The following is a 23,685-nucleotide window of genomic DNA, read 5'->3' on the forward strand; positions in this document are numbered from 1 at the left end:
CTTCACCCCCGCGTAAGGATCAGCTTCTGGTGGTCTTAGACGGCAAACATCAGCAGAAGGGCCACGAGGAACGAGAAGATCCCCAGCGCTTCCGAGAACGCGATACCGATGAACATCGTTGCGGTTTGGCCACCAGCGGCCGAGGGGTTGCGCAGAGCACCCGAGAGGAAGTTCCCCACGACGTGGCCCACACCAACAGCAGCGCCGCCCATACCGGTACAAGCCAGACCAGCACCGATGTAGGCACCCATTTGTACGATATCACCTTCCATTTGATTTCTCCTTACGATGGAATTGGTTGATTAGGTTGTAGGGTGCGTGATCTCACGCACCGTTCGTTCGTTGATCCCTTAGTGATGCGGATGCAGCGCATCCTTCAGATACACGCAGGTCAGAATGGTAAACACATAGGCCTGGATGAAGGACACCAGCACCTCAAGTGCATAGATCGCGGTGATCGCCAGGATCGAAAGCGGCGTGACCACCAGACCGATACCGGTCGAGATCAGCACCATCGGCGCGAAGGCCGCGAACACCTTGATCACCGCGTGACCGGCCATCATGTTGCCCGCCAGACGAATGGAATGGCTGACGGGACGCACGAAGTAGGAAATCACCTCGATCAGCGCCAGGATCGGGCGCAGCGCCAGCGGGGCCGAGCTGATCCAGAACAGGCTGAAGAAGCCGACCCCGTTCTTCACGAAGCCCAGGATGGTCACGAAAAGGAACACCGCCATGGCCATCACCGCGGTCACGGCGATATGGCTGGTGGTCGTGAACGAGCCCGGGATCAGCCCCAGGAAGTTCGAGAAGACAATAAACATGAACAGGGTCATGATCATCGGGAAGTACGGCAGCGCGTCCTTGCCGGCCACATCCTCGACCATCTTGCGGATGAAGCCGTAGGCGAGCTCGGCAATGGATTGCATCCGGCTCGGCACCGTGGCCCGGCCCGAGGTGCCCAGCACCAGAAGGCCGATGATGGCCAGCAATGTCAGCGCCATCCAGAACGTCACGTTGGTAATCGTGAACGTGCCCACCGCGCCGTCACCGAGAAGCGGCTTCACGATGAACTGATCCATCGGGTGAAAAACCAGCTCCGTCCCGCCGTCTTTCGCTTCACTCGCCATGCTTTGCCCTCTCATCTCCCCCGCTGCGGGGGGCGGTCTTCGCGGCCTCAGATGTGCTCTCTGCGGCCAGGTTCTGATTCTGGATCTCCTCGGCGCTGCGCATCATCGTCTTGATGCCCGCCGCGAGGCCCAGCAATGTAAACAGCACGAGGAAGATCGGAAGCGTCCCGAACAGGCTGTCCAGCCCGTATCCCATGCCAAAACCGATCAAAAGACCGGTCACCAACTCGATCACCATCCGCCAGGCATGCTGTGCCTGGGAGTAGTGTTCTTCCGTGTGCGGCTTCGGCGCGTCCTTCTCTTTCAAGGCCCTGATCCGGGCATCCAGCTGCGCCAAACGCTCAGCATCGTCGGGATCGGTCACGCATTTGCCCCCTTCGGAAGACTTGGCGCTTTGCTAAGCCTGCGGGGGCGATGAGTCAAGCGCTCCGAACGGGCCGGATATCTTGCCTCAACCTTCTGTTTTATTGAGTATTTTTGGAACAATGAAAGGGATTGGAGACTGTGTCGCAGGGCAGGTTTGGGCGCTAACAGGGGATTTGTCATATTCAACCATCTGGTTGATCTTTCCTGCCGACCTGCACCACTCTGCAGATGCAAGAGGGAGGCGTCAGACCATGACGATGCGCATTGGCTGTGTGCTTTTTGACGGGTTCGAGACACTCGACATGTTCGGGCCGGTGGAGCTATTTGGCATGCATGAAGCGGCGTTCGAGATGCGGCTCGTGGCCGAGGCGCCCGGCCCGGTGCGCAGCGCGCAAGGCTGGCAGGCGGTGGCGGAGGCCGGGTTTGACGACCTGGCGCAGTATGACATCCTGCTGGTCCCGGGCGGGGCGGGCACGCGGCGTGAGGTGGACAATCCGGCGCTGCTCGGCTGGCTGAAGGCGCAAGCCGAAGCTGCGCGGTTCATCACCTCGGTCTGCACCGGCAGCGCGCTTCTGGCGCGGGCCGGGCTGCTGGACGGCAAGCGGGCCACCTCCAACAAACGCGCCTTCGACTGGGTGACGCAAACCGGGCCCCGGGTCGATTGGGTCTATCATGCGCGCTGGGTCGAGGACGGCCGGTTCTGGACCTCATCCGGCGTGTCGGCCGGCATGGACATGACGCTGGCGCTTATCGCGCATCTGCTTGGCAGGCCCGCCGCCGAGAATGCCGCCGATTGGGCCGAATACACATGGCACCGGGACGCGGACCACGATCCTTTCGCAACACGGGACCGCGCCTAGCCACCGGCCCGCACCACGAAAACCGACACCGGCGCCCGCCGCGCCAGCCGCCCGCCGTGGGAGTTGACGAAAATATCGGTCCAGTTCGGCTGATGCGACGCGATCACGACAAGGTCCACCTCCTGCGCCTCGATCTGTTCCAGCAGCACCTGATCCACCTCCACGCTCGGGTCCGGCACGCTGATGTTCCGGCTGCCGATCTCGATGTCATTGCGGGCGCCCATCTCGGCGGCGAAGTCCGCGAGCTTCTCGCCGTAACGCTCATGCGAGTGCGACACGCGCCCCTGAAGACCGCCGCTCACGCTGATCAGGCCCAGCGTTGCACCGTAATGCTTTGCCAGGTCGGCGGCCACATCCACCGCATGGGTCAGCGTGTCAGCCGTGGCCATATCGACCGGCACCATGATCCGTTTGAACATTCCTTGATCCTCCCTGTTGACCGTCTGAGTATAGACCGGGCGACACCTGGCGACCTTAAGCTGGATCAACCCTGCCTTGACGCGGCGCAGCCCTTGCCGCAATAGAGCCGCAACATGACCAACCCGCTCGACATGCAGTTCGCTGCTCTGGCCGACCCGACCCGCCGCGCCATCCTGATGATGCTGCTGGAGGACGATATGGCCGTCACCGACGTGGCCGAGCCCTTCGAGATGAGCCTTGCCGCGATCTCGAAACACCTCAACATCCTATCACGCGCGGGCCTGATCAGCCAGGAACGGCGCGGACGGGTGAAATGGTGCAAGCTGGAGCCGGACGCGATGCGCGATGCCTCGATCTGGATGCAGAGCTTCGGTCAGTTCGAGGCGATCAACCTGGACGCGTTCGAGCGGTTCCTGCAATCCGAACTCACCGCCGAGGGGGACCCGGATGAGCACGGTTGACATGACAGTACAGACGCCGCTGTCACCGGACCGGCTACCGCCGCCCATCATCGAGCCGGTGGAGGAGGCCCGGATCGTCCCGGTCGAGCAGGACGAGGGGCTCGGATGCGGCGTCTTCCGCCCCGATGGCAGCTTTTGCGAGCTGTCGCGCACCCGCATCTCCGACGACAGGTTCACCGCCCAACCCGCCTTGCCGGATATGCGCGACGCCGCCCGGCTTGAGGGCACCTATCTCTTCGGCGGGCTGGGGCGGCACCATTTCGGGCATTTCCTGATGGAAAGCATCGCGCGCGTCTGGGCCATGGATGGCCGGTACGAGCGGTTCGACGGGCTGATCATGCTGCCCTTTCAACAGACCGATTTCGGCTCGGTTCTGCGGCGTCGCCTGCTGGCCTTTTTCGAGATCATGGGCGTGGATATGCCGCTGCATCTGGTGAAGGTGCCGCTGGTGGCGGAACGGCTTCTGATCCCGGCGCAGGGATTTGGGCATCAGGACTGGGCCAGCGGCACCGAAGAATTCCGCACCTATGTCCGCGGCCGCATCGCCGCCAATTGCCCGGCACAGGGACCCGAGAAAATCTATATCTCCCGCTCCAAGCTGAAACACGGGCATCAGAAAGTCGACCAGGAAGAGCGTATCGAACGCATGATGCGCGCTGCGGGCTATGAGATTTTCCACCCGCAACGGCACAGTATCGCGGCGCAAATCCGGGTCTACCGCGCAGCCAAGGTGATTGTCGGCGGCGATGGCTCGGCCTTTCACATGGTGCCTTTCGCCATGCGGGAAGGCGCGCGGATCGGTCTGATCCAGCGCCGCGCCCGCGACCGGGCCGTACAGGCCATCGCCAACCAGATCACCGCCTTCGAAAAGGTGAAACTGACCCGCATTGATGCGCTCACCGGCACCGCGCGTCATTCCGGCCTGCCCGATCCGATGGACATCGCCGCGCTTCAGGCGCAGCTGTCCGAAACCGGCTTCATCTGATCACCGCCCCGGCCAGGGCCGCACGCTCTATGCCCGGGATACGAAAAAGGCGGCCCCGTCTCCGGCGCCGCCCTCATAGCTCTGAAACCGAAGCTCTGTCAGCCGATCAATAGACCACCACGCTGCGGATGCTTTCGCCCGCATGCATCATGTCGAAGCCCTTGTTGATCTCTTCCAGCTTCAGGGTGTGAGTGATCATCGGATCGATCTCGATCTTGCCGTCCATGTACCAGTCGACGATCTTGGGCACATCCGTGCGCCCCGACGCGCCGCCAAAGGCCGTCCCGCGCCAGACCCGGCCGGTCACAAGCTGGAACGGACGGGTGGAAATCTCCTGCCCGGCGCCCGCCACGCCGATGATCACGCTTTCGCCCCAGCCCTTATGGGCCGATTCGAGCGCCTGGCGCATGACGGTCACATTGCCCGTGGCATCAAAGGTGTAATCGCCGCCGCCACCGGTCAGCTCCACCAGATGCGCCACGATATCGCCATCCACCTTGGTGGGGTTCACGAAATGGGTCATCCCGAAATGGGTGGCCATCTCGGCCTTGCCGTCGTTGATGTCGACGCCCACGATCTGATCCGCACCCGCCAGCCGCAGGCCCTGGATCACGTTGAGGCCAATGCCGCCGAGACCAAAGACGATCGCGGTCGAACCGATCTCGACCTTGGCGGTGTTGATCACCGCGCCAATGCCGGTGGTCACGCCACAGCCGATATAGCAAATCTTGTCAAACGGGGCGTCCTTGCGCACCTTGGCCAGCGCGATCTCGGGCAGAACCGTATGGTTCGAAAAGGTCGAGCAGCCCATGTAATGCAGGATCGGCGTGCCATCGAGCATGGAAAACCGCGACGTGCCGTCGGGCATCACGCCCGCGCCCTGCGTGGCGCGGATTTTCTGGCACAGGTTGGTCTTGGGGTTGAGGCAGTATTCACACTCACGGCACTCGGGCGTGTAGAGCGGGATCACGTGATCGCCCGGCTCCAGCGAGGTCACGCCAGGGCCGACCTCGACCACAACGCCCGCGCCTTCATGGCCCAGGATGGCCGGAAAGGCCCCCTCCGGGTCCGCGCCCGACAGGGTGAAATCGTCGGTGTGGCACAGGCCCGTGGCCTTGATCTCCACCAGAACCTCGCCCGCTTTCGGGCCATCGAGGTTCACCTCCATGATTTCCATCGGCTTGCCCGCTTCCAGGGCTACGGCGGCTGTGGTCCGCATGATCTGTCCTCCCATTCTGTTTGAGCCGACCATGGGCGAAACGGCGCGGAGTTTCAACAATTGCTTGCACCTTTTGCGCGGCGCGCGCACCCTGCTCGCAAGGGCATGGAGGACAGACAGCCATGAGATACGCCATCCTTTGCGGCCTTCTTCTGGCCGGATGCATGCAAACCACCGCCCCGGCCCCCGCGCCGGATCCCGACGATAGCTGCGGCAAGGCCATGTTTGCCGATCTCGTGGGCGAACCTGCGGCCAACCACAGCTTTGACGCCGCCCCCGGCGATGTGCGCGTGATCTATCCCGGTCAGGCCGTGACGATGGATCACCGCCCCGACCGGCTGAATGTGGATGTGAACCGCAATGGCGATATCGGGCGGCTCTGGTGCGGCTGAGTGACATCGGCACTGTCTGCGTTTGAAATTTCGACCGGCGAACAGAGCCGCCTTCTGGTTTTCCAGGCCCTGAGCCGCGCAATGCGCACACATCACATGTCTGCAAAGGGCTCAAAGCGGATTATCAAACCGTGACACGTCCAAGAAATCACTTGCCTTGCCAGCCCGATAGCGCAAATCTGAGCGCATGAGCTTTCAGTCTCCGACCTCCCTTCCCCTCTCCGGACGCGCCGAAACCGTCGCCTTTCACCGCACCGAGCTGAGCGTGATCCTGTCGCTCTATGGCCGTATGGTGGCGGCCGGGGAATGGCGCGACTATGGCATTTCCTGCCTGCGCGATGTGGCCGTGTTTTCGGTCTTCCGGCGTACCGCCGAACATCCGCTCTACCGGATTGAGAAACGCCCCAAACTGCGCGGGCGGCAAGGCCAGTATGCGGTGATCGGCATGGACGGCCAGATCCTCAAACGCGGCTCCGATCTCAGGACCGTTCTGCGCGTGCTCGAGCGCAAGCTCATCCGCGCCGTCGACTGACGGGCCGCCCTATGATGCCGCGCACCATCTCATACCTCCTCCGTAGGGTGCGTGATTTCACGCACCATTCCCAGCCGGACCCTGTGACATGACCGAGACCCCCAATTCCGGGCAAGCCGAATACTGGAGCACCTCCGGCCAAAGCTGGATCACCCATCAGGCCGCGATGGATCAGCTTCTGTCGGAGCCGCTCAACACCCTGCTGGCCCATGCCGCACCGCGCGAGGGCGAGAGGGTGCTCGATATCGGTTGCGGCACCGGGGCAAGCTGCCTCAAACTCTCCGCCGCGGTCGGCGAAGGCGGCCATGTCACCGCGCTCGATATCGCCGGTCCGTTGCTCGACATGGCGCGGGCACGGGGCGAAGCCGAAAGCCGCTCGAATATCACCTATCTTCTGGGGGACGCGCAGGTGCACGACTTTGCCCCCGGCGCGGCCGATCTGGTCTTCTCCCGTTTCGGCGTCATGTTCTTCGACGATCCCGTCGCCGCCTTCCAGAACCTGCGTGCCGCCACGCGCCCGGGCGGGCGCCTCGCCATGCTGTGCTGGCAGGGCGCACCGGAAAACCCGTGGTTCATGCTGCCGATGCAGGCCGCGATGGACCGGCTCGGCCGCCCCGAGCCGTTGGACCCGCACGCGCCCGGCCCCATGGCCTTCAAGGACGTGGACCGTGTCACCGGCATCCTGCGCGATGCAGGCTGGGCCGAGGCCACCGGCACGCGCATCGAGGCCGATCTGCTGCCGCCGCAAACCCTGCCCGACGCCGCCGACATGGCCGCGACGGTCGGCCCGGCCACCCGGCTCATGCGCGAAAAAAATGGCACGGAGGCCGATCTTGCCGCCATCAGGTCTGCGGTCGCATCCGCCCTGGCGCCCTATCAGGGCGACACCGGCCTGCGCATCCCCGCGCGGCTGATCGTCTATAGTGGCACCAACCCCGGCTGACCCCGCCCCGGACCGGCGCCGGGCACCCGGCCTCACTCATCCTTCAGCAGCAACGCCAGCGCCACCACCGTCAGCCCCACGCCCACCGCCACCAGCCCCGAGGGCAGCCCGTGCCCGAGCGCGGCTTGCCAGCAGATCACCCAGCTTGGCGTCAGATAGGTATAGGCCATCACCTTGGCCGAGGGCAGGCGCAGCGTGGCGTATTGCAGCAAGACAAACGTCACCGCCGTTGCCGCGACCGCCGTATAGGCGATGGTGATCCAGACGATCGCGGGCAGGCTGACCCAATCCGTGGCCAGCATGTCGCGCCCGCCTGCCACCACCAGCAGCAGCGCCGCCGCCACCATCGCCCCGAAAGAGAAAACCACCGGTTTCTCCCCCCGGTTCAGCTTGCGCACCAGCGGCGTGTAAAGCGCGTGCGCAATGACTCCGACGAAATAGACCGCCTCGCCCCGCCCCACCTGAAACCGCAGAAACGCCTGCCAGTCGGCGCGGAAGATCACCCAAAGCGCCCCCGCGCCGCCCACCGCCAGCGCCAGCGCCATGCGCCGTGTCATCACCTGCCGGAGCAGCACATAGCCGAAGGCCCCCGAAATGATCGGCGTCAGCGTAAAAACCGCCGCGGCCGATACCGGCGGCGCCGTCTTCAACCCCTCGAACATCAGCACGAAATAGATCGCCATCGACGCGCCCATCGCCAGATAGCGCCAGGGCGCGGCAAAGGCGCTGCGGTCGATACCCGTATAGGACCACGCCAGCACCCCAAGCAGCACCGAGGCCAATACGAAGCGCACCGCATTCAGCGCCATCGGCGCGATATGCGGCGCCGCCATCGACCCCAGCGCGAACGAGCCCGCAATCAGCCCCGAAAAGGCCAGCATGGCCAGATGGCCGCGCAACCGGTCACTCATGATGCGGCATCCAACTCCCTGACCCGCGCCTTGAGAAAGGTCAGAAAGGCCTGCACTTTCGTAGTCCGGTGCAGATCCATATGCGTGACCAGCCACAGCGGCACCGCCCAGTCCTCGCGCGGCTCGGTCACCTCGATCAGCCCGCCCACCTCGCGCGCATGCAGCACCGACATAAAGCCGATCCCCGCCCCCTCCTGAATGGCGCGGCGCTGCGCATGCACGTCGCCGCTGCGGAAGACGATGTTCTGCGCCGGGACATGCTCTCGCATCCAAGCCGCGAAGGGCGCGCGCGATTTGGGATCATCCGCCCCGACAAACCGATGCTTGTGAAACTCGTCCCAGTTCTTGGGGCAGCCATACCTGTCCACATAGGACTGGCTGGCATAAAGCGTGGTCTGCTGCGTGGTGAAGGCCTGCACCACGTTATCCGGCTGATCCGGGGCGCGCCCGGCCCGGATCGCCACATGCGCCTCGCCATATTCCAGCCGGAACAGCCGGTCGCTGGTCAGATAGCGCACGATGATCTCCGGATACTCGGCCTGAAACTCCGTCAGGATCGGCACAAGCAGCGGGCTGTAGCCCCCCAGCGACGTGACCACAAGCTCACCGCCCACCTCGTTGCCGCGCCCCTTCAGCCGCCCCGCAAGCTGGCTGAACTGGTCATCCGTCGCCTGGGCCACGCGCAGCAGGTCCTCACCCGCCTCCGTGGGAGTGTAGCCGCGCGCATGACGCTGAAACAGCTTGGTGCCAAGCCGCTCCTCCAGCGCGTCGATATGCCGGATCACCGTCGCATGATGCACCCCCAGCGCCTCTGCCGCGCCGCTGACCGTGCCCACTCGGGCCACATGGTAAGCGGTCCGGATCTCATCCCAGTTATCCATGTGATCAGCCCTCGTCACTCTCTGCAAATACGCACATTTATACCCGCAATATCCAAGGTTGTGTTGATATTTGCAATATACAATATCCACCCCATCCACATAATCAGACCCATCAGAGGATCACCCGATGACACAGACCCTTCTTCAGATCGACAGCTCCGCCCGTATGCAGGGCTCCACCACCCGCGCCCTGACCACCCGGATCGCCGAACGGCTCGGCGGCGCGCTCACCCGCCGAGACCTGTCCTCCGCCCTGCCCCAGATCGACGAAAACTGGGTCAATGCGAATTTCACGCCCGAAGCGGATCGCACCCCGGCCCAGCGCGCCGCGCTAGCGCTTTCGGATCAACTGGTGGCCGAGATCAAGGCGGCGGATGTGCTGATCATCGGCGTGCCGGTCTACAATTTCGGCATCCCCACCGCGCTCAAGGCCTGGATCGACCAGATCGCCCGCGCCGGTGTCACCTTCCGCTATACCGAAGCCGGGCCCGAAGGGCTGCTGAACGGCAAACGCGCCATCCTCGCTGTGGCCTCTGGCGGCACGAAAGTCGGCTCCGACATCGACTTCGCCACCGGGTACATGCGGCACATTCTCGGCTTCATCGGCATCACCGATGTGACACTCGTTTCCGCCGATGAACAGATGATCGACGCCGAGCGCGCCGCGCAATCCGCCGAGGACGCCATCGCCCGCCTCGCCGCCTGACCCCGCTTCCGGGCCAGCCCCCCCGTCGCTCGTCACCCCCTCAGCGAGGCACGCATGCAAGGGCGTGACGAGCGGCGCCCTTTGCGCGCGACGGCATCGCGCGCTAGGCTCGCGTCATGAAGGTCACTCACGACAGCCACGACACGCTGATCCTCGATCATATCCCCTGGGCGCTCGCCATCGGGCTGAGTTGCCTGATCGTGCTTTTCGTGGGCATCGGCCTCGTCCCGCTGGGCCTGTCACCCGATCCACTCTGGTGGCTCTTCTCCGCCCTCTTCATCATCGTCGGCGGCGGCCTGTGGCTCATGGCGCTGGAGCTTTTCGCCCGCCGCCTGCAATTCGTCTTCGACCGCAGCCAGGACCGCATCACCATCCGGCGCGTCTCCGTGTTCAGGCGCCGCGAGGCCAGTCACAGGCTCTCCCGGCTGATCGAGGCCCGCATCGAACAAAGCACCGGCCAGAACGGTCAGGCCCTCACCCGCCCCGTTCTGATCCTGCGCGGCAAATCGGCCGATCAGACCGTGCCGCTGCACAGCTACTACACCTCCGGCAACGGCCCCGAGGCCATGGTCGCGGCGATCAACAACTGGTGGCTCCGCGACGGATCCGGACAGGCCGGACACCCGTCCCGGGCCTGACCCGGGACCTCAGCGACCACAGGTCCGGGACGCAGAGCCCTAATCCGCCGCCTCATCCTTCTTCAGCAGGTTCTTCAGCTTGTCGAGCGCCCCGGGCTTGTCCTCCTCCCCGGCCTCTTCCGCCTTTTCGTCCTCATCCGCGCCATCCTTCGCACCGAACTTGAGAAACCCGCCCAGCACCGTGTCCCAGAACTGATCCAGATCACCGGATCGCAGCGCCCTGATCTGCTCCGGGTCAAGCTCCAGCCGATACGCGAAATCTGCATTTCCGCCTTGTGCCGCCACCAGCTTGGCCAGCGCCCCGCCCAAAAGCTTCTCGGTCCGGCCCGCCTCGCGCGGCACCTGAATGCGCACATCTTCAAGAACGATCCGCCAGTCCATATCGACAAAATCATCCGACAGGCTCCAGCGATCCTCGACGCGGGCGGTCAGGCGTCCGCCCGAGAACCAGGTCAGCGGCGCCTTCGGCACCAGAAGCTGCAACTTCTCGGCCTCCACATCCTCAAACAGCCACCGCGTCTCGCGGCCACGGTCCGTCAGCCGCGCCGTCTCCACCCTGAGGTCCTGCCCCGCGATCTGCGCCACCATGTTGGACCGGAACAGCAGGCTGAACAGCGCCGTGGAGCTTCGGAACGGGGCCACCTCCGCCGTCTCGATCACCAGCGGATAAGCCTCCGAGCCTTTCGGCCTGATCTCCAGCGCCACGTCCTTCACATCCACCTGCGTGATCACGAAGGGGCGTTTTTCCTTCTTCTCCGGCCTGGGCTTGTCCGGGTCGCGCCGGGGCGGGCTGACCGTGCCGGTCACGCCGTCCACCCGCGCCAGGCTGATCACCGGGGTGCGGCTCAGCAAGGTCAGCACATCCACCTCCGCGTCCAGCCGGGCAATTGCCATGTCAAACCCCAGCCCCTCTGGTGCCGCGCGTCTGGCCGTGATCCCGTAAAGCGTCACATCCCCGGTCAGCAGCATCCCGTCCGCCCGCTCAAAGCGGATCTCGGCCCCCGCCCTGGCGCTCGCCGTGTCCATCACATAGCGCAGGATGGGCTGCATGAAGAGAACCGACGCCAGAACCCCAACAGCACCCAGCGCCACAAGACCGCCCGCCGCCCAATGCACGACCTTTCGCGGAACAAGCGGTTTGCGTGGCGCTTTCGGTGCGCGTCCGGCCGCCTCCCTCTTCATCCTGCGGCTCTCGCGCCAGACCTCGAACACCCCGCCGAAGACCAGCGCCAGAAAACCCAGCACCGCCTCCAGCACCACGGCCAACGCGGCCCCGGCAAGCGCCAGCAGCGGCGCCAGACAGGCCAGCAGAATCTCGGCAAAAATCAGGACAAGTGCTTCCATGCTCAAATTCCTTGAATCTTCGAGCAGCAGAATAGCCCGCCTCGCCCCGGTGCACCAACGCTTGACTCACGGCCCTTTCCCCCATAAACGCAGGCCAACTTCCGGAAGTTCATCGCTTCCGGTCCCTTGGCCTTTGGCCGGGATCGCCCTCCACCAGCGCGTTGCGCCCGTGGGGGCGCTTATCGTTTGAACCGCTCCTTCCTATATGATGGGGCAGACCAGAAACCGCGCCAAGGAGGCCGCACATGTTCGAAAGTCTTTCAGACCGCCTGTCCGGCGTATTCGACCGGCTCACCAAGCAAGGCGCGCTTTCCGAGGATGATGTCAAATCCGCCCTGCGCGAGGTCCGCGTCGCCCTGCTTGAGGCCGACGTGTCCCTGCCCGTCGCGCGCGACTTCATCAAACGTGTGCAGGACGGCGCCACCGGCCAGGCGGTCACCAAATCGGTCACCCCCGGCCAGCAGGTCGTCAAGATCGTGCATGACGCCCTCGTTGAGACGCTGACCGGCTCCGACGATCCCGGCAAGCTCAAGATCGACAACCCGCCCGCGCCGATCCTGATGGTCGGCCTGCAGGGCTCGGGCAAGACGACGACCACCGCCAAGCTCGCCAAGCGCCTCAAGGAACGCGAGGGCAAGCGCGTGCTCATGGCCTCGCTCGACGTGAACCGCCCCGCGGCCATGGAGCAGCTTGCCATCCTCGGCACCCAGATCGGCGTCGATACCCTGCCCATCGTCAAGGGCGAAGACCCCGTGGCCATCGCCAAACGCGCCAAGACGCAAGCCGGCCTTGGTGGCTATGACGTTTACATGCTCGACACAGCCGGGCGCTTGCATATCGACCAGGAGCTGATCGCCCAGGCGGCCGCCGTGCGCGATGTCGCCAATCCGCGCGAAACCCTGCTGGTGGTCGATGGCCTGACCGGTCAGGACGCGGTCAACGTCGCCACCGAGTTCGACGACAAGATCGGCGTCACCGGCGTCGTGCTCACCCGGATGGACGGCGACGGGCGCGGCGGCGCGGCCCTGTCGATGCGCGCCGTCACCGGCAAGCCGATCCGCTTCGTCGGCCTGGGCGAAAAGATGGACGCCATCGAGACCTTCGAGCCCGAGCGCATCGCGGGCCGTATTCTCGGAATGGGCGATATCGTCTCCCTTGTGGAAAAAGCGCAGGAAACCATCGAGGCCGAACAGGCCGAAAAGATGATGAAGCGCTTCCAGAAGGGCATGTTCAACATGAACGACCTGAAGATGCAGCTGGAACAGATGCAGAAGATGGGCGGCATGGAAGGGGTCATGTCGATGATGCCCGGCATGGGCAAGATGAAAGGCCAGATGGACGAGGCCGGCATCGACGACAAGATGCTGTCGCGCCAGATCGCGCTGATCAATTCGATGACCAAGAAAGAGCGCGCCAATCCCAAACTCCTGCAGGCCTCCCGCAAAAAACGCATCGCGCGTGGTGCCGGGCTGGAAGTCTCCGAGCTGAACAAGCTTCTCAAGATGCAGCGCCAGATGGGCGACATGATGAAGAAGATGGGCAAGATGGGCAAAGGCGGGATGCTCAAACAGGCGATGAAGGGCATGTTCGGCAAAGGCGGCCCCTCGCCCGAGGATATGGCGGGCATGGACCCAAAAGCCCTCGAACAGGCCGCCAAGCAAATGGGCAAGGGCCTGCCCGGCGGCGGTCTTCCGGGCCTGGGCGGCGGCGGGCTCTCCCTGCCCCCGGGCCTCTCCGGCTTCGGCAAGAAGAAGTAAGCCCATGCTTTCATCTTTCTGCTCCATAGGGCTCCGCCCGTTCACGGCTGAAACGCTCCCTCAGAGTGTATCCTTGTCGCCGTTCACCCCCCGCCGGAGGCTTGCGCCCGTGGCAAAGGCACCGCTCTTCTGTGCTGCGCGTCGCCTCGCCACTGCCTGCATAAAAGACGCGCGGCAGCGCGACCGCTGGATCACGTCATGATCCAGATCGCTTGGATATACGGCCTGATCGGCGGGCTGATGATCGGCGGCGCCGCCGCGCTTTTCCTGCTGGTCAATGGCCGCATCATGGGCGCCAGCGGGATTCTGGGCAGCGTCGTGGACGGCTCCGGCTGGTCCAGCCTGGCCGAACGGCTCGCCTTTCTTGCCGGGCTGATCGGTCTTCCCGCGCTGGTGATGCTCGCGGGCCACGCCCCCGAAACCCACCTGACCGGCAATTGGGCTGTTGTGATGATCGCCGGTCTCGCCGTGGGCCTCGGCACGCGCATGGCCAATGGCTGCACCTCCGGGCATGGCGTCTGCGGCATTTCGCGCCTCTCCCTGCGCGGGATCGTGGCGACGCTGGTCTATCTCGGCGCGGGCATGGTCACCATGCTGATCGCCCGGCACCTGCTGGAGGTGATCTGATGCGCCTCGTCTTTGCCTGTCTTGCCGGTGGTCTCTTCGGGGCGGGCCTGATGCTGTCGGGCATGACCGACACGCGCAAGGTGCAGGGCTGGCTCGACATCTTCGGCGCCTGGGACCCGACGCTGGCCTTCGTGCTGGGCGGTGCGATCCTGCCCATGCTGGTGGCCTGGCGCGTGGCGGCCCGCCGCACCAACGCAATCCTCGGCACCCCGCTGCCGCCCAAGCCCACCCCGCTGCTCGACAGCCGCCTGCTTGCTGGCTCGGCGCTTTTCGGCTTTGGCTGGGCGCTCGCGGGTCTCTGCCCCGGCCCGGCCCTGGCCTCGCTCTCCTATGGCGGCGTGCAGGGGCTTGTGTTCCTCGGCGCGATGATCGTCGGCATGCTGGGCTGGCGCGGGCTCAGCGCAGCCCTCGTCCGCAGGGGGGCACCCGCATGACCGCCCTGCCCGAACTGACCACCGAGCGCCTGACCCTGCGCGCGCCCACCCCGGACGACCTGCCCGCCTACCGGGCGTTCTATGCCGCCTCCGACGCCACCGTCGGCGCCTACCGAGGCCAGCGCAGCGCCGACGAGGTTGCCGCTATTCATGCCGCCGATATGGCACATTGGAAGGCCAAGGGCTTTGGCGTCTGGCTCCTGCGCCGCATCGGTGACGAGACGGTTCTGGGCGGCGCGGGCCTGGTGCGCGATGACGACTGGCCCAGCCACGAGCTGACCTGGTGGCTCATGCCCGCCGTACGCGGCAAGGGCTTCGCCTCCGAGGCCAGCCGCGCGATCATCGCCTATGCCTATGACACGCTTGGCTGGGATCAGGTCCGCACCTTCATGCGTGACCACAACACGCCCGCCCACCGCCTGGCCCAGCGCCTCGGCGGCACCAGGATCGACCGCCAGGTCTTTCCCGATGGCGTCACCCGCGACATCTATGCCTTCCCGCGGGAGACAGCCCTGTGACAACCGCTCTGATCATCCCCCGGCTCGAAACCGAGCATCTGATCCTGCGCGCGCCCGAAGCAGGCGATTTCGACACCTATTGCGCCTTCGCCACCGATCCGGTGCGCTCCGCGGGCTTCGGCACCGAAGAGAACCGCTCCAAGGCGTGGCGCTGGTTCGCCTGCAACCTGGGCCACTGGGCCCTGCGCGGCTATGGCTATTTCACGATCGAAGAGAAAGCCTCGGGCAAACCCTGCGGCCTCAGCGGCATCTGGGCGCCCGAAGGCTGGCCCGAGCCCGAGATCGGCTGGGTCGTCTATGAGGGCTATGAGGGCAAGGGCATCGCCTTCGAGGCCGCCACCCGCGTGCGCGAATGGGCCTATACCGATCTTGGCTTCACCACGCTCACCTCCAATATCGTGCCGGGCAACACCCGCTCCGTGGCGCTGGCCGAACGGCTGGGCGCCTGGTTCGAACGTGAATATGACAATGTACACATGGGCGCCGAGCAGCTTTACCGGCACCCCTCGCCCGCCGATCTGGGCCTTGTGGCCGACGCTGACGGCAACCCGGAGGCCTACGCATGATACAGGCCGCCGCCAAGACCCCGGTGCTGGAAACCGCCCGCCTCACCCTGCGCGCCTTCGCGCCGCAGGATATGGAGGCCGGTGTGGACTTCCTGATGCAGCCGCGCACCCGCTACATGGGCGGGCCGTTCTCGCGCGCCGCCGCCTGGGACCATTGCGCGGTTCAGATCGGACATTGGGCGATCCGGGGCTATGGCCTCTTTACGATCTGCCTCAAGGGCACCGATGAGGCCATCGGCGATGCCGGGCTGATCTGCCCCGGCGGCTATCACGAGCCCGAGCTGGGCTGGGGCCTGTGGTCCCCCGCGCATGAAGGCCAGGGCTTCGCCCACGAGGCCGCCCTTGCCGTGCGCGCCCATGCCTATCGGGATCTCGGCTGGTCCACCCTGATCAGCTATATCGACCCCGACAATGCCCGCTCCATCGCTCTGGCCAAGCGGCTTGGCTGCACGCTGGACAGCGACGCAAAGCTGCCGGACCTGCCCGACTGGGAGGGCACGCTCACCTTCCGCCACCCCGGCCCGGAGGCGCTGGCATGAGCATGTATTGCGAAACCAACCCCACCGGCACCGCCGCCGGGATGGCCGCGCGCTTCGCCGCGCTGGTGCCGGTGCTGACCACCGAGCGTCTGACCCTGCGCGCGCCTCAAGCCGCCGATTTCGCGCTTTATGCCGAAATCGCCTGCGGCCCGCGCAGCAAGGGCATCGGCGGCCCGATGACGCGCGATGAAGCCTGGTATGACTTCGCCACGCTCGCCTCCTGCTGGATGCTGCGGGGCCATGGCGGCTGGACCATCACGCTCACCCGAACGGGCGCGCCCATAGGTTTTGCCCTGATCGGGGCCGAACCCGGTGATCAGGCCCCCGAACTGGGCTATCTGCTCATCGAAGCGCAGGAAGGCCAGGGTTACGCGACCGAGGCCGCCGAAGCGGTGCGCGACTACGCCTTCGGCACGCTGCGCCTGCCCGAGCTTGTCAGCTACATCGCCCCCGGCAATGCGCGCTCCGTCGCCGTGGCCGAGCGGCTCGGCGCCATCCGCTCGGGTAACGTGACCTATCCCGAGGGCGACACGCCGGCCCTGGTCTATCGCCACCCCAGCCCGGAGGACGTGTAATGGCAACACAAAACATTCCCGTGCTCGAAACGCGCCGCCTGATCCTGCGCGGGCCCGAGGCTGAGGATTATCCCGATTTCAAGGCCACGTTCAGCTCCTACCGCTCGCGCTTCATGGGCGGGCCGCTGAACCCGTATGAGGCCTGGATGCTCTATGCCGCCGAGATCGGCCACTGGAACATTCGCGGCTATGGCATGTGGATGATCCACGACAAGGCGACCGACAAGACCCTCGGCATGGCCGGCGGCTGGTTCCCGGCCAAATGGCCCGAACGCGAGATCGCATGGATCATCTGGCCCAATGAGGCCGGCCACGGCTACGCGCTCGAGGCCACCCACGCGGTGCGTAAACATCTTTATGCCCATTGCGGCTGGGACGGGGCGGTCAGCTATATCGACCCCAAGAACCTCGACAGTATCCGCCTGGCCGAGCGGCTGGGCTGCGTCAAGGACCACGACGCCGCCACCATCGACGGCAATGACGCGGTCTATCGCCACCCCTCGCCCGAGCGGCTCAAATCCGGCCAGCTCGCCGACGGGATCGAGCTGGAAATCAGCCATTACTGCGATCCGCTCTTCAAACCGAAAGGAATGCCCATTGACTGACGCATCCTCCCGCGCCGCCGAGCTCCTGAAAGAGCATCGCGACAGCATCGACCGGCTCGATGCCGTGCTCGTCTATACCCTGGCCGAGCGGTTCAAGCACACACAGGCCGTGGGCCGTCTCAAGGCCGAACACGCCCTTCCCCCCTCCGATCCGCTGCGCGAAAGCCAGCAGATCGAGCGGCTTCAGCGCATGGCGCTCGATGCCGATCTCGACCCGGAATTCGCCAAGAATTTCCTGAATTTCATCATTGGCGAAGTCATCCAGCACCACAAGAAACACCAATCGTAGGGTGCGTGATTTCACGCACCATCCCACGCCATTCAAAAGGAGAACTCAACAATGGCTATGAAAATCCGTCTCGCCCGTGGCGGCTCCAAGAAACGCCCCTTCTACCGCATCGTGGCCACTGACAGCCGCATGCCGCGCGATGGCCGCTTCATCGAGAAGCTGGGCACCTACAACCCGCTTCTGCCGAAAGACAGCGAAGACCGCGTCAAGATGGACATGGAGCGCGTGCAGTACTGGCTCGACCAGGGCGCCAAACCGACCGACCGCGTCAGCCGCTTCCTCGAAGCCGCCGGCACGATCGAGAAGAAAGAGCGCGCCAACCTCAAGAAAGGCGAGCCCGGCGCCAAGGCCAAGGAACGCCTCGAAGAGAAAGCCGCCAAGGCCGCTGCCGCCGAAGAGGCCGCCAACGCCCCTGCCGAAGACGCGGCACCCGCTGAAGACGCAGCCGCCGAAGAAAACGCGGAAAGCTAAGCGACAGGCTTCCGAGCATGTCGCGCTTTTCGGCCTCGTTTCAGGCGGAACTGCGGGATCTCATGCGTTGGCGGCGCGATGTGCGCCGCTTTCGCACGGGTCCCGTGGACGAGGCGCTGCTCACCCGGTGCCTTGACGCCTTCGCGCTGGCCCCCTCCGTGGGGCTGAGCGAGCCGTGGCGGATTGTCCGGCTCGACAGCGCCGGAATGCGTGCCGCCGCGCTCGCCAATTTCTCGGCCGCCAATGCCGAGGCGCTGGCGGGCTACGGCGGTGACAAGGCGGCGCTCTACAGCCGCCTCAAGCTCTCGGGCATGCAGGAGGCGCCAGTGCAACTGGCGGTCTTTAGCGACGAGACGACCGACAAGGGCGCCGGGCTGGGTGCGCGCACCATGCCCGAGATGCGGCGCTATTCCGTGGTGGCCGCAATCACCCAGTTCTGGCTCGCCGCGCGGGCCGAGGGGCTTGGCGTGGGCTGGGTTTCGGTGCTCGACCCCGACCGGCTTTGCCGCGACCTGGCCGTGCCCGAAGACTGGGCGCTTGTCGCCTATCTCTGCATCGGCTGGCCCGAGGCCGAGGCCGACACGCCCGAGCTGGAGCGCGCGGGCTGGGAAACCCGGCGCGCGCATGTGCCCCTGGAGGTGCGATGAGCCTGCTCTTGAAACCCATTCGGCTGATCCTGCTCTGCGGCGGCGCCTTCATCGCCGGTGTGTTCTATGAACGCACCCAGTCCGGCACCGAATGCGCCAGCCTGGCCCTGAACCCGGGGCCGACCTGCACCGAGGAGACCGCCCATGGATGATCCGATCTGCATCGGGGCCATCGCCGGCGCCTTCGGCGTCCACGGCGAGGTGCGGCTCAAAAGCTTCACGGCCCAGCCCGAAGACATCGCCGCCTATGGCGCTCTGAGCACCGAGGACGGCACACAGCGCTTCACCATCACGCTCACCGGCCAGACCAAGAACGGCTTGCTTGCCCGGCTTTCCGGCATCACCAGCAAGGAAGCGGCCGATGCCCTGCGCGGCACCCGGCTCTATGCCGAGCGCGCACAGCTCCCCACCCTGCCGGACGATGAATATTACCATGCCGATCTGATCGGGCTTGAGGTCTACGACACCGGCGGCACGCTGCTGGGCCGTGTGAAATCCGTGCTCAATCACGGCGCCTCGGACCTGCTCGAAATCCACGGGCCGGGCCTGAAGGACACCGTGCTTCTGCCCTTCACGCTTGAGGCGGTGCCCACTGTCGATCTCGCCGCAGGGCGCATCGTCGCCGACCCGCCGGACGGGCTGTTCTGAGCGATGCGCATCCTGCTGCATCCGGGCTTTCACAAGACAGGCACCTCCAGCCTGCAACGCGGAGCCGAGGCGCGGATGGATGTGCTTGCACCGCATCTGCGCCTGATGGTCACCGCGGATGTGATCGAGGCCGCCCGGGCCGCGCGCAAGTTTTCCGCCCAGCCCGACATGACCCTCCTGCGCAGCTTCGCCGAGCGGCTGGCCGAGGCGGTCGAGCCGCTGGACCCTTCCGACCCCCGCGCGCTGCTGATCAGCGCCGAGGATCTCAGCGGCTACATCCCCGGCCATCACGGCGTTGCGGGCTATGACGCCGCCCCGCCCCTGATGAACGTGGCCACCGCCGTGCTGCGCAGCCATTTCGGCCCGGACGCCGAGGTGACCATCTGGTACACCACCCGCACCGCCCGCGACTGGCAGCGCAGCGTCTACTGGCAGAACCTGCGCGCCCTGCGCCTGACACAGGAGTTCGAGGAGTACCGCGTCACCCTCACTCATGCGGCGCGGCTTGGCGATGTGGTGCGCGCCGTGGCCGACCGGCTCGGCCCCCGCGCCCGGGTCACCCACACCCCCATCGAAAACTGCGGCGCCACCCCGCTTGGCCCGCTCGGTGCGGCCCTTGACCTGCTGGGCATCCCGACCGACGATATCGCCCCTCTGCCTGCGCATAACGTGCAGCCCGACGGCGCCGCCGAGGAGCTTCTGGCGCTCAACCGTTCCGATCTGGACGATACCGCCCTCGCCGACGCCAAGCGCGAGGTGATCCGCGCCCATCGCCGGCTGGGCTACACCCACCGCGCGCCCCGCTCCGACGGCCCCGGGGCTTGACCCGCGCGCACCCCTCGGGCCAAAGACGCAAAAGACCTGACCACAAGGCGCATCGACATGCCCGACACCCCGAGCCGCTCTCATGGCCGCAAATCCATCACCGCCTCGCTCGCCCCGCGCAGCCTGATCGACGGCAACCCGCGCCTCGCCGGTGTCTGGCGCGCGCAGGTGATCACGCTTCTGCCGCAGGCCTTTCCCGGCGTGTTGGGCGAAAGCCTGACCGGGCGCGCCCTCAAGGACGGGCTCTGGCAGCTCGACGCCATCGACCTGCGCCCCTTCGGTGAGGGCAAACACCGCAACGTCGATGACACCCCGGCAGGCGGCGGTGCGGGCATGGTCCTGCGCGCCGATGTCATGGGCCGCGCCATCGACCATGCTCTCAAACTCGCCCCGGCAGGCGCACCGCTGATCTATCTCAGCCCGCGCGGCACCCCCTTCACGCAAGCCATGGCGCAAAAACTGGCGGATGGGCCGGGCGTGAGCCTCATCTGTGGCCGCTTCGAAGGGCTCGACCAGCGCGTGATCGACCATTACGGCATCACCGAGGTCTCTCTGGGCGATTTCGTCCTCACCGGCGGCGAGATCGCGGCGCAGGCCCTGCTTGACGCCACCATCCGCCTGCGTCCCGGCATCCTCGGCAACGAGGCCTCAACCGAGGAGGAAAGCTTTTCCGCCGGCCTGCTGGAACACCCGCAATACACCCGACCGGCCGAGTGGCAGGGCCACGCCATCCCCGAGGTGCTTCTGTCCGGCGATCACGGCAAAATCGGCCAGTGGCGCCGCGCGCAATCGGAGGCGCTGACCCGCGCCCGCCGCCCCGACCTGTGGCAGGCGCACCTCGCCGCGAAACACGGGACGGATGAGTAACGCCTCCGATGCAGCCGCCGCCCTGCGATAAAGGCCCGAACCCATGCTGAGCGCTGTCATCCTGTTCGCCACCCTGCTCGCCGGGGTGCTGCTGATCCATCCGCGCCTTTCCCGCGCCACCCATTGGCGCGCCACGGTCACGCCGCTCGCCTCGATCATCGGCAGCGGCTTTCTGGTGCTCGGCCCGATCCTGCATGGCGCCTATGGCACCTGGGCGCCCTTGGGCATGGTCGCGCTTTGTCTGCTGGCCTATGCCTTCGGCGCGGCGATCCGGTTCAACATCCGCTATCTCGATGCGCAGGCCTTGCCCCCATCTCGGCTCGACGGGTGGGGCGAGATGCTGGCCGACTGGGTGCTTGCCTTCGCCTATGTGATCTCGGTGGCCTATTATCTCAACCTCTTCGGCGCCTTCGCCATGAGCCTCGCCGCGGCCCCCATCGCACATGCCGCCGAACTTGTGACCACGGGCATTTTTGCGCTGATCCTGATCACCGGCCTCACCCGGGGCTTCGGCGCCCTGGAATGGATGGAGAAAGCCTCGGTCAGCCTCAAGCTTGCCATCATCACCGGATTGCTCGCCGGTCTGGCCTGGGTCTTTGCCGAACGCAGCGTGACGGGCGCGCTGATCTACTCGCCCGCCCAGATCGAAGGCTGGGCCGCGATAACGCTGATCTTCGGCCTGCTCGTGACCGTGCAGGGGTTCGAGACCTCTCGCTATCTGGGCGATGAATATGACGCGCCCACGCGCATCGCCTCCATGCGCACCGCGCAATGGATCTCGGGGGCCGTCTATATCGCCTACGCTCTGCTGCTCTGCGCGCTGTTTCTGCCCGACACCGGGCCGGTCTCCGAAACCGCGATCATCGGCATGATGGCCGGGATCGACCCGGTCCTGCCGACGCTGCTCATCATCGCCGCACTCAGCGCACAGTTCAGCGCCGCGGTGGCCGACACCGGCGGCTCGGGCGGCTTGCTGGCCGAACTGACCCGCGGCCGGATGAGCGCGCGGATGGGCTATGCTCTGCTGGCGGCCATCGGCGTGGGCATGACCTGGACGCTCAGCGTGTTCGAGATCATCGGCTATGCCTCCCGCGCCTTCGCGCTTTACTATGCGATGCAGGCGCTGCTGGCCGCGCGGCGCGCCTGGACACAGCCCCGCGGCCACCTGCCCGCAACAGGGTTTTTCCTTCTGGCGCTGCTGGGCCTTGCCATCGTGGCCCTCGGAACCCCGGTCGAATGAGGCAAATCCCTTTCATTGTTCCGAAAATACTCATTTTCCCGGCCTCACAGGCCACGCAACGCTTGATTTCCTGTGCCATCCCCCATATGACCCGCCCATTCCGGGCGCAGGCCCGCCTTTCGTGATTCCCGACCGCTTCGGCGGGAGCCCCGCGAAACGGCACCGCGGCAGCACCCGGACAAGGACATGACGATCTGATCTCTGGCGGGCATGGGCACCATGAACCCGAACGAAGACCAAGAGCTCTCTGTATCGCGCAACCACCTTTGCGGATGAAACCGCAAGCAGCATAGGAGTTGATCAGATGGACCTGATCGCACAGCTCGAGGCCGAACAGATCGCCTCGCTGGGGAAAGACATCCCCGATTTCAAAGCCGGTGACACCGTGCGCGTCGGCTTCAAGGTGACCGAAGGGTCGCGCAGCCGGATCCAGAACTTCGAAGGCGTCTGCATCAGCCGCAAGAACGGCGCAGGCATCGCCGGGTCGTTCACCGTGCGCAAGATTTCCTTCGGCGAAGGCGTGGAACGTGTCTTCCCGCTCTACTCGACCAACATTGACAGCATCACCGTTGTCCGCCGTGGCCGTGTGCGCCGCGCCAAGCTCTACTACCTGCGCTCGCGTCGCGGCAAATCCGCCCGGATCGCAGAGGACACCACCTACAAACCCAAATCAGACGCGCGCGTCTAAGAGGAGCGGATCAGATGAAAAACGACATCCACCCCGACTATCACGTGATCGACGTCAAGATGACGGACGGCACCATCGTGCAGATGCGCTCGACCTACGGCAAGGAAGGCGACACTCTGTCGCTCGACATCGACCCCAGCGTGCACCCCGCCTGGACCGGTGGCGGCACCCGCCTGATGGACGCCGGCGGCCGCGTGTCGAAGTTCAAGAACAAATACGCAGGCCTCGGCTTCTGAGCCACCCGCCTCGCGCAGAGTCGAAACGCCGCCCCGGTTCGGGCGGCGTTTCTCGTTTCAGGATGCGTCGGAATAGGCGACCAGCACCTGGTCCGACGCGGCCTCCCTCAGCGGGACAATCGCCTTGTATTCCGGATCGTCGAACCACCCGCGCAGGGCAGCCCTGTCCGGAAACCGCACCATGACGATCATCCGGTGCGCGACCGGCGTGCCATGCAGCACGTCCTGCACCTGACCGGCATAAAGCAGCTCCGCCCCGTAGCGGCCCGCGACAGACTTGGATTTGCCAAGGTAGTCCTGAAACTTTTCAGGGTCCTTGACGGTGATTTGCGACAGCATGACAGTACTCATGGAAACCTCCTTCT

Annotated in this window: 35 protein-coding genes; 26 read left to right on the forward strand and 9 right to left on the reverse strand. The window is 65.5% G+C overall.

Features of this window, described 5'->3' with window-relative positions; translation table 11 throughout:
* Positions 1–35 precede the first annotated feature (35 nt).
* From EI983_RS15605 to EI983_RS15615, 3 genes are all read right to left on the reverse strand, one after another.
* Positions 36–272, reverse strand: coding sequence for a F0F1 ATP synthase subunit C (locus EI983_RS15605; RefSeq protein WP_106471144.1), 237 nt, complete (start codon positions 270–272; stop codon positions 36–38).
* A gap of 78 nt (positions 273–350) precedes the next feature.
* Positions 351–1,130, reverse strand: a complete 780-nt coding sequence (locus EI983_RS15610; protein WP_157708279.1) for a F0F1 ATP synthase subunit A — start codon at positions 1,128–1,130, stop codon at positions 351–353.
* Positions 1,120–1,494: an AtpZ/AtpI family protein gene (locus tag EI983_RS15615; protein ID WP_157708280.1), complete on the reverse strand. Its 375-nt coding sequence runs from the start codon at positions 1,492–1,494 to the stop codon at positions 1,120–1,122. Before EI983_RS15615 ends, EI983_RS15610 begins: the two co-directional genes overlap by 11 nt.
* A 253-nt stretch (positions 1,495–1,747) precedes the next feature.
* On the opposite strand from EI983_RS15615, the gene EI983_RS15620 reads away from it, so the two are divergent.
* Positions 1,748–2,356: a DJ-1/PfpI family protein gene (locus EI983_RS15620; protein WP_157708281.1), complete on the forward strand. Its 609-nt coding sequence runs from the start codon at positions 1,748–1,750 to the stop codon at positions 2,354–2,356.
* On the opposite strand, the gene EI983_RS15625 is transcribed toward EI983_RS15620, so the two are convergent.
* Positions 2,353–2,775, reverse strand: a complete 423-nt coding sequence (locus EI983_RS15625; RefSeq protein WP_157708282.1) for a universal stress protein — start codon at positions 2,773–2,775, stop codon at positions 2,353–2,355. The genes EI983_RS15620 and EI983_RS15625 overlap by 4 nt on opposite strands.
* Before the next feature lie 114 nt (positions 2,776–2,889).
* Here EI983_RS15625 and EI983_RS15630 point away from each other — a divergent pair, with 114 nt between their 5' ends.
* Both EI983_RS15630 and EI983_RS15635 read left to right on the forward strand, forming a co-directional pair.
* Positions 2,890–3,237, forward strand: a complete 348-nt coding sequence (locus EI983_RS15630) for an ArsR/SmtB family transcription factor (protein ID WP_157708283.1) — start codon at positions 2,890–2,892, stop codon at positions 3,235–3,237.
* Positions 3,224–4,222 (forward strand): glycosyltransferase family 61 protein, encoded by a 999-nt coding sequence (locus EI983_RS15635; RefSeq protein ID WP_157708284.1) that lies wholly within the window; start codon positions 3,224–3,226, stop codon positions 4,220–4,222. Before EI983_RS15630 ends, EI983_RS15635 begins: the two co-directional genes overlap by 14 nt.
* 106 nt (positions 4,223–4,328) lie before the next feature.
* Here the strand turns inward: EI983_RS15635 and EI983_RS15640 are convergent, their stop codons facing one another.
* On the reverse strand, positions 4,329–5,441 hold the full coding sequence (locus tag EI983_RS15640; protein ID WP_157708285.1) for an S-(hydroxymethyl)glutathione dehydrogenase/class III alcohol dehydrogenase: 1,113 nt from the start codon (positions 5,439–5,441) through the stop codon (positions 4,329–4,331).
* Positions 5,442–5,563: 122 nt separating this feature from the next.
* On the opposite strand from EI983_RS15640, the gene EI983_RS15645 reads away from it, so the two are divergent.
* The 3 genes from EI983_RS15645 (at position 5,564) to EI983_RS15655 (ending at position 7,308) form a co-directional block, all read left to right on the forward strand.
* Complete coding sequence (locus tag EI983_RS15645; protein ID WP_157708286.1) at positions 5,564–5,833, forward strand: I78 family peptidase inhibitor; 270 nt, start codon at positions 5,564–5,566, stop codon at positions 5,831–5,833.
* A 187-nt stretch (positions 5,834–6,020) separates the two neighbouring features.
* Positions 6,021–6,365 carry a DUF2794 domain-containing protein gene (locus EI983_RS15650; protein ID WP_157708287.1) on the forward strand — a complete coding sequence of 115 codons (345 nt, stop codon included), beginning with the start codon at positions 6,021–6,023 and terminating at the stop codon, positions 6,363–6,365.
* Between the two features lie 88 nt (positions 6,366–6,453).
* Entirely contained in the window at positions 6,454–7,308 is an 855-nt protein-coding gene (locus EI983_RS15655) for a class I SAM-dependent methyltransferase (RefSeq protein ID WP_157708288.1), read from the forward strand.
* Between the two features lie 32 nt (positions 7,309–7,340).
* Here EI983_RS15655 and EI983_RS15660 read toward each other — a convergent pair whose 3' ends face one another.
* Positions 7,341–8,219 carry a DMT family transporter gene (locus EI983_RS15660; protein WP_157708289.1) on the reverse strand — a complete coding sequence of 293 codons (879 nt, stop codon included), beginning with the start codon at positions 8,217–8,219 and terminating at the stop codon, positions 7,341–7,343.
* The gene (locus tag EI983_RS15665; RefSeq protein ID WP_157708290.1) at positions 8,216–9,100 is read right to left on the reverse strand and encodes a LysR family transcriptional regulator; all 885 of its coding nucleotides are present in this window, start codon (positions 9,098–9,100) and stop codon (positions 8,216–8,218) included. Before EI983_RS15665 ends, EI983_RS15660 begins: the two co-directional genes overlap by 4 nt.
* 127 nt (positions 9,101–9,227) lie before the next feature.
* Between EI983_RS15665 and EI983_RS15670 the strand changes: the two genes are divergently transcribed.
* Positions 9,228–9,806 (forward strand): FMN-dependent NADH-azoreductase, encoded by a 579-nt coding sequence (locus EI983_RS15670; RefSeq protein WP_157708291.1) that lies wholly within the window; start codon positions 9,228–9,230, stop codon positions 9,804–9,806.
* A gap of 116 nt (positions 9,807–9,922) precedes the next feature.
* Positions 9,923–10,444 (forward strand): hypothetical protein, encoded by a 522-nt coding sequence (locus EI983_RS15675; RefSeq protein ID WP_157708292.1) that lies wholly within the window; start codon positions 9,923–9,925, stop codon positions 10,442–10,444.
* A 39-nt stretch (positions 10,445–10,483) separates the two neighbouring features.
* On the opposite strand, the gene EI983_RS15680 is transcribed toward EI983_RS15675, so the two are convergent.
* Positions 10,484–11,788, reverse strand: coding sequence for an AsmA family protein (locus tag EI983_RS15680; RefSeq protein ID WP_157708293.1), 1,305 nt, complete (start codon positions 11,786–11,788; stop codon positions 10,484–10,486).
* A 245-nt stretch (positions 11,789–12,033) separates the two neighbouring features.
* On the opposite strand from EI983_RS15680, the gene ffh reads away from it, so the two are divergent.
* The 18 genes from ffh (at position 12,034) to rpmE (ending at position 23,320) form a co-directional block, all read left to right on the forward strand.
* Positions 12,034–13,545: a signal recognition particle protein gene (ffh, locus tag EI983_RS15685; RefSeq protein WP_157708294.1), complete on the forward strand. Its 1,512-nt coding sequence runs from the start codon at positions 12,034–12,036 to the stop codon at positions 13,543–13,545.
* Between the two features lie 201 nt (positions 13,546–13,746).
* Positions 13,747–14,172 carry a YeeE/YedE family protein gene (locus EI983_RS15690; protein WP_157709122.1) on the forward strand — a complete coding sequence of 142 codons (426 nt, stop codon included), beginning with the start codon at positions 13,747–13,749 and terminating at the stop codon, positions 14,170–14,172.
* Positions 14,169–14,606 carry a DUF6691 family protein gene (locus EI983_RS15695; RefSeq protein ID WP_198389441.1) on the forward strand — a complete coding sequence of 146 codons (438 nt, stop codon included), beginning with the start codon at positions 14,169–14,171 and terminating at the stop codon, positions 14,604–14,606. Before EI983_RS15690 ends, EI983_RS15695 begins: the two co-directional genes overlap by 4 nt.
* On the forward strand, positions 14,603–15,124 hold the full coding sequence (locus tag EI983_RS15700) for a GNAT family N-acetyltransferase (RefSeq protein WP_157708296.1): 522 nt from the start codon (positions 14,603–14,605) through the stop codon (positions 15,122–15,124). Before EI983_RS15695 ends, EI983_RS15700 begins: the two co-directional genes overlap by 4 nt.
* Positions 15,121–15,690: a GNAT family N-acetyltransferase gene (locus EI983_RS15705; RefSeq protein ID WP_157708297.1), complete on the forward strand. Its 570-nt coding sequence runs from the start codon at positions 15,121–15,123 to the stop codon at positions 15,688–15,690. Before EI983_RS15700 ends, EI983_RS15705 begins: the two co-directional genes overlap by 4 nt.
* Positions 15,687–16,229, forward strand: a complete 543-nt coding sequence (locus tag EI983_RS15710; protein WP_157708298.1) for a GNAT family N-acetyltransferase — start codon at positions 15,687–15,689, stop codon at positions 16,227–16,229. Before EI983_RS15705 ends, EI983_RS15710 begins: the two co-directional genes overlap by 4 nt.
* Positions 16,226–16,804: a GNAT family N-acetyltransferase gene (locus tag EI983_RS15715; RefSeq protein WP_198389319.1), complete on the forward strand. Its 579-nt coding sequence runs from the start codon at positions 16,226–16,228 to the stop codon at positions 16,802–16,804. The genes EI983_RS15710 and EI983_RS15715 overlap by 4 nt, the downstream gene beginning before the upstream one ends.
* On the forward strand, positions 16,804–17,409 hold the full coding sequence (locus EI983_RS15720; protein WP_157708299.1) for a GNAT family N-acetyltransferase: 606 nt from the start codon (positions 16,804–16,806) through the stop codon (positions 17,407–17,409). Before EI983_RS15715 ends, EI983_RS15720 begins: the two co-directional genes overlap by 1 nt.
* Positions 17,402–17,698, forward strand: a complete 297-nt coding sequence (locus tag EI983_RS15725) for a chorismate mutase (RefSeq protein ID WP_157708300.1) — start codon at positions 17,402–17,404, stop codon at positions 17,696–17,698. Before EI983_RS15720 ends, EI983_RS15725 begins: the two co-directional genes overlap by 8 nt.
* Before the next feature lie 51 nt (positions 17,699–17,749).
* Positions 17,750–18,169: a 30S ribosomal protein S16 gene (gene rpsP, locus EI983_RS15730; protein WP_157708301.1), complete on the forward strand. Its 420-nt coding sequence runs from the start codon at positions 17,750–17,752 to the stop codon at positions 18,167–18,169.
* 17 nt (positions 18,170–18,186) lie between these two features.
* Entirely contained in the window at positions 18,187–18,816 is a 630-nt protein-coding gene (gene bluB, locus EI983_RS15735) for a 5,6-dimethylbenzimidazole synthase (protein WP_157708302.1), read from the forward strand.
* Positions 18,813–18,968, forward strand: a complete 156-nt coding sequence (locus EI983_RS15740) for a hypothetical protein (protein ID WP_157708303.1) — start codon at positions 18,813–18,815, stop codon at positions 18,966–18,968. Before bluB ends, EI983_RS15740 begins: the two co-directional genes overlap by 4 nt.
* On the forward strand, positions 18,961–19,464 hold the full coding sequence (gene rimM / locus EI983_RS15745) for a ribosome maturation factor RimM (protein ID WP_157708304.1): 504 nt from the start codon (positions 18,961–18,963) through the stop codon (positions 19,462–19,464). The genes EI983_RS15740 and rimM overlap by 8 nt, the downstream gene beginning before the upstream one ends.
* A 3-nt stretch (positions 19,465–19,467) precedes the next feature.
* The gene (locus tag EI983_RS15750; protein WP_157708305.1) at positions 19,468–20,289 is read left to right on the forward strand and encodes a hypothetical protein; all 822 of its coding nucleotides are present in this window, start codon (positions 19,468–19,470) and stop codon (positions 20,287–20,289) included.
* A gap of 57 nt (positions 20,290–20,346) precedes the next feature.
* Positions 20,347–21,156, forward strand: a complete 810-nt coding sequence (gene trmD, locus EI983_RS15755) for a tRNA (guanosine(37)-N1)-methyltransferase TrmD (RefSeq protein ID WP_157708306.1) — start codon at positions 20,347–20,349, stop codon at positions 21,154–21,156.
* Between the two features lie 43 nt (positions 21,157–21,199).
* The gene (locus tag EI983_RS15760; RefSeq protein WP_157708307.1) at positions 21,200–22,396 is read left to right on the forward strand and encodes a hypothetical protein; all 1,197 of its coding nucleotides are present in this window, start codon (positions 21,200–21,202) and stop codon (positions 22,394–22,396) included.
* Positions 22,397–22,700: 304 nt separating this feature from the next.
* Positions 22,701–23,084, forward strand: coding sequence for a 50S ribosomal protein L19 (rplS, locus tag EI983_RS15765; RefSeq protein ID WP_157708308.1), 384 nt, complete (start codon positions 22,701–22,703; stop codon positions 23,082–23,084).
* Between the two features lie 14 nt (positions 23,085–23,098).
* The gene (rpmE, locus tag EI983_RS15770) at positions 23,099–23,320 is read left to right on the forward strand and encodes a 50S ribosomal protein L31 (RefSeq protein WP_157708309.1); all 222 of its coding nucleotides are present in this window, start codon (positions 23,099–23,101) and stop codon (positions 23,318–23,320) included.
* Between the two features lie 57 nt (positions 23,321–23,377).
* Here the strand turns inward: rpmE and EI983_RS15775 are convergent, their stop codons facing one another.
* A complete protein-coding gene (locus EI983_RS15775; RefSeq protein ID WP_157708310.1) occupies positions 23,378–23,671 on the reverse strand; it encodes a DUF1330 domain-containing protein in 294 nt (97 codons plus the stop codon).
* Positions 23,672–23,685: the final 14 nt, after the last annotated feature.

Source organism: Roseovarius faecimaris, from assembly GCF_009762325.1.
In the GTDB taxonomy this organism is placed as follows: domain Bacteria; phylum Pseudomonadota; class Alphaproteobacteria; order Rhodobacterales; family Rhodobacteraceae; genus Roseovarius; species Roseovarius faecimaris.

Excerpts from the sequence above, each read along its gene's own strand:
- bluB (WP_157708302.1), top strand. The coding sequence starts at position 18,187 with ATGTCGCGCTTTTCGGCCTCGTTTCAGGCGGAACTGCGGGATCTCATG.
- EI983_RS15670 (WP_157708291.1), top strand. The coding sequence starts at position 9,228 with ATGACACAGACCCTTCTTCAGATCGACAGCTCCGCCCGTATGCAGGGC.
- EI983_RS15660 (WP_157708289.1), bottom strand. The coding sequence starts at position 8,219 with ATGAGTGACCGGTTGCGCGGCCATCTGGCCATGCTGGCCTTTTCGGGG.
- ffh (WP_157708294.1), top strand. The coding sequence starts at position 12,034 with ATGTTCGAAAGTCTTTCAGACCGCCTGTCCGGCGTATTCGACCGGCTC.
- EI983_RS15720 (WP_157708299.1), top strand. The coding sequence starts at position 16,804 with ATGGCAACACAAAACATTCCCGTGCTCGAAACGCGCCGCCTGATCCTG.
- EI983_RS15675 (WP_157708292.1), top strand. The coding sequence starts at position 9,923 with ATGAAGGTCACTCACGACAGCCACGACACGCTGATCCTCGATCATATC.
- rimM (WP_157708304.1), top strand. The coding sequence starts at position 18,961 with ATGGATGATCCGATCTGCATCGGGGCCATCGCCGGCGCCTTCGGCGTC.
- EI983_RS15775 (WP_157708310.1), bottom strand. The coding sequence starts at position 23,671 with ATGAGTACTGTCATGCTGTCGCAAATCACCGTCAAGGACCCTGAAAAG.
- EI983_RS15750 (WP_157708305.1), top strand. The coding sequence starts at position 19,468 with ATGCGCATCCTGCTGCATCCGGGCTTTCACAAGACAGGCACCTCCAGC.
- EI983_RS15620 (WP_157708281.1), top strand. The coding sequence starts at position 1,748 with ATGACGATGCGCATTGGCTGTGTGCTTTTTGACGGGTTCGAGACACTC.
- EI983_RS15630 (WP_157708283.1), top strand. The coding sequence starts at position 2,890 with ATGACCAACCCGCTCGACATGCAGTTCGCTGCTCTGGCCGACCCGACC.
- EI983_RS15635 (WP_157708284.1), top strand. The coding sequence starts at position 3,224 with ATGAGCACGGTTGACATGACAGTACAGACGCCGCTGTCACCGGACCGG.
- EI983_RS15700 (WP_157708296.1), top strand. The coding sequence starts at position 14,603 with ATGACCGCCCTGCCCGAACTGACCACCGAGCGCCTGACCCTGCGCGCG.
- EI983_RS15760 (WP_157708307.1), top strand. The coding sequence starts at position 21,200 with ATGCTGAGCGCTGTCATCCTGTTCGCCACCCTGCTCGCCGGGGTGCTG.
- EI983_RS15645 (WP_157708286.1), top strand. The coding sequence starts at position 5,564 with ATGAGATACGCCATCCTTTGCGGCCTTCTTCTGGCCGGATGCATGCAA.
- EI983_RS15715 (WP_198389319.1), top strand. The coding sequence starts at position 16,226 with ATGAGCATGTATTGCGAAACCAACCCCACCGGCACCGCCGCCGGGATG.
- EI983_RS15710 (WP_157708298.1), top strand. The coding sequence starts at position 15,687 with ATGATACAGGCCGCCGCCAAGACCCCGGTGCTGGAAACCGCCCGCCTC.
- EI983_RS15605 (WP_106471144.1), bottom strand. The coding sequence starts at position 272 with ATGGAAGGTGATATCGTACAAATGGGTGCCTACATCGGTGCTGGTCTG.
- EI983_RS15740 (WP_157708303.1), top strand. The coding sequence starts at position 18,813 with ATGAGCCTGCTCTTGAAACCCATTCGGCTGATCCTGCTCTGCGGCGGC.
- rpmE (WP_157708309.1), top strand. The coding sequence starts at position 23,099 with ATGAAAAACGACATCCACCCCGACTATCACGTGATCGACGTCAAGATG.
- EI983_RS15650 (WP_157708287.1), top strand. The coding sequence starts at position 6,021 with ATGAGCTTTCAGTCTCCGACCTCCCTTCCCCTCTCCGGACGCGCCGAA.
- rpsP (WP_157708301.1), top strand. The coding sequence starts at position 17,750 with ATGGCTATGAAAATCCGTCTCGCCCGTGGCGGCTCCAAGAAACGCCCC.
- EI983_RS15680 (WP_157708293.1), bottom strand. The coding sequence starts at position 11,788 with ATGGAAGCACTTGTCCTGATTTTTGCCGAGATTCTGCTGGCCTGTCTG.
- rplS (WP_157708308.1), top strand. The coding sequence starts at position 22,701 with ATGGACCTGATCGCACAGCTCGAGGCCGAACAGATCGCCTCGCTGGGG.
- EI983_RS15640 (WP_157708285.1), bottom strand. The coding sequence starts at position 5,441 with ATGCGGACCACAGCCGCCGTAGCCCTGGAAGCGGGCAAGCCGATGGAA.
- trmD (WP_157708306.1), top strand. The coding sequence starts at position 20,347 with ATGCCCGACACCCCGAGCCGCTCTCATGGCCGCAAATCCATCACCGCC.
- EI983_RS15625 (WP_157708282.1), bottom strand. The coding sequence starts at position 2,775 with ATGTTCAAACGGATCATGGTGCCGGTCGATATGGCCACGGCTGACACG.
- EI983_RS15655 (WP_157708288.1), top strand. The coding sequence starts at position 6,454 with ATGACCGAGACCCCCAATTCCGGGCAAGCCGAATACTGGAGCACCTCC.
- EI983_RS15610 (WP_157708279.1), bottom strand. The coding sequence starts at position 1,130 with ATGGCGAGTGAAGCGAAAGACGGCGGGACGGAGCTGGTTTTTCACCCG.
- EI983_RS15665 (WP_157708290.1), bottom strand. The coding sequence starts at position 9,100 with ATGGATAACTGGGATGAGATCCGGACCGCTTACCATGTGGCCCGAGTG.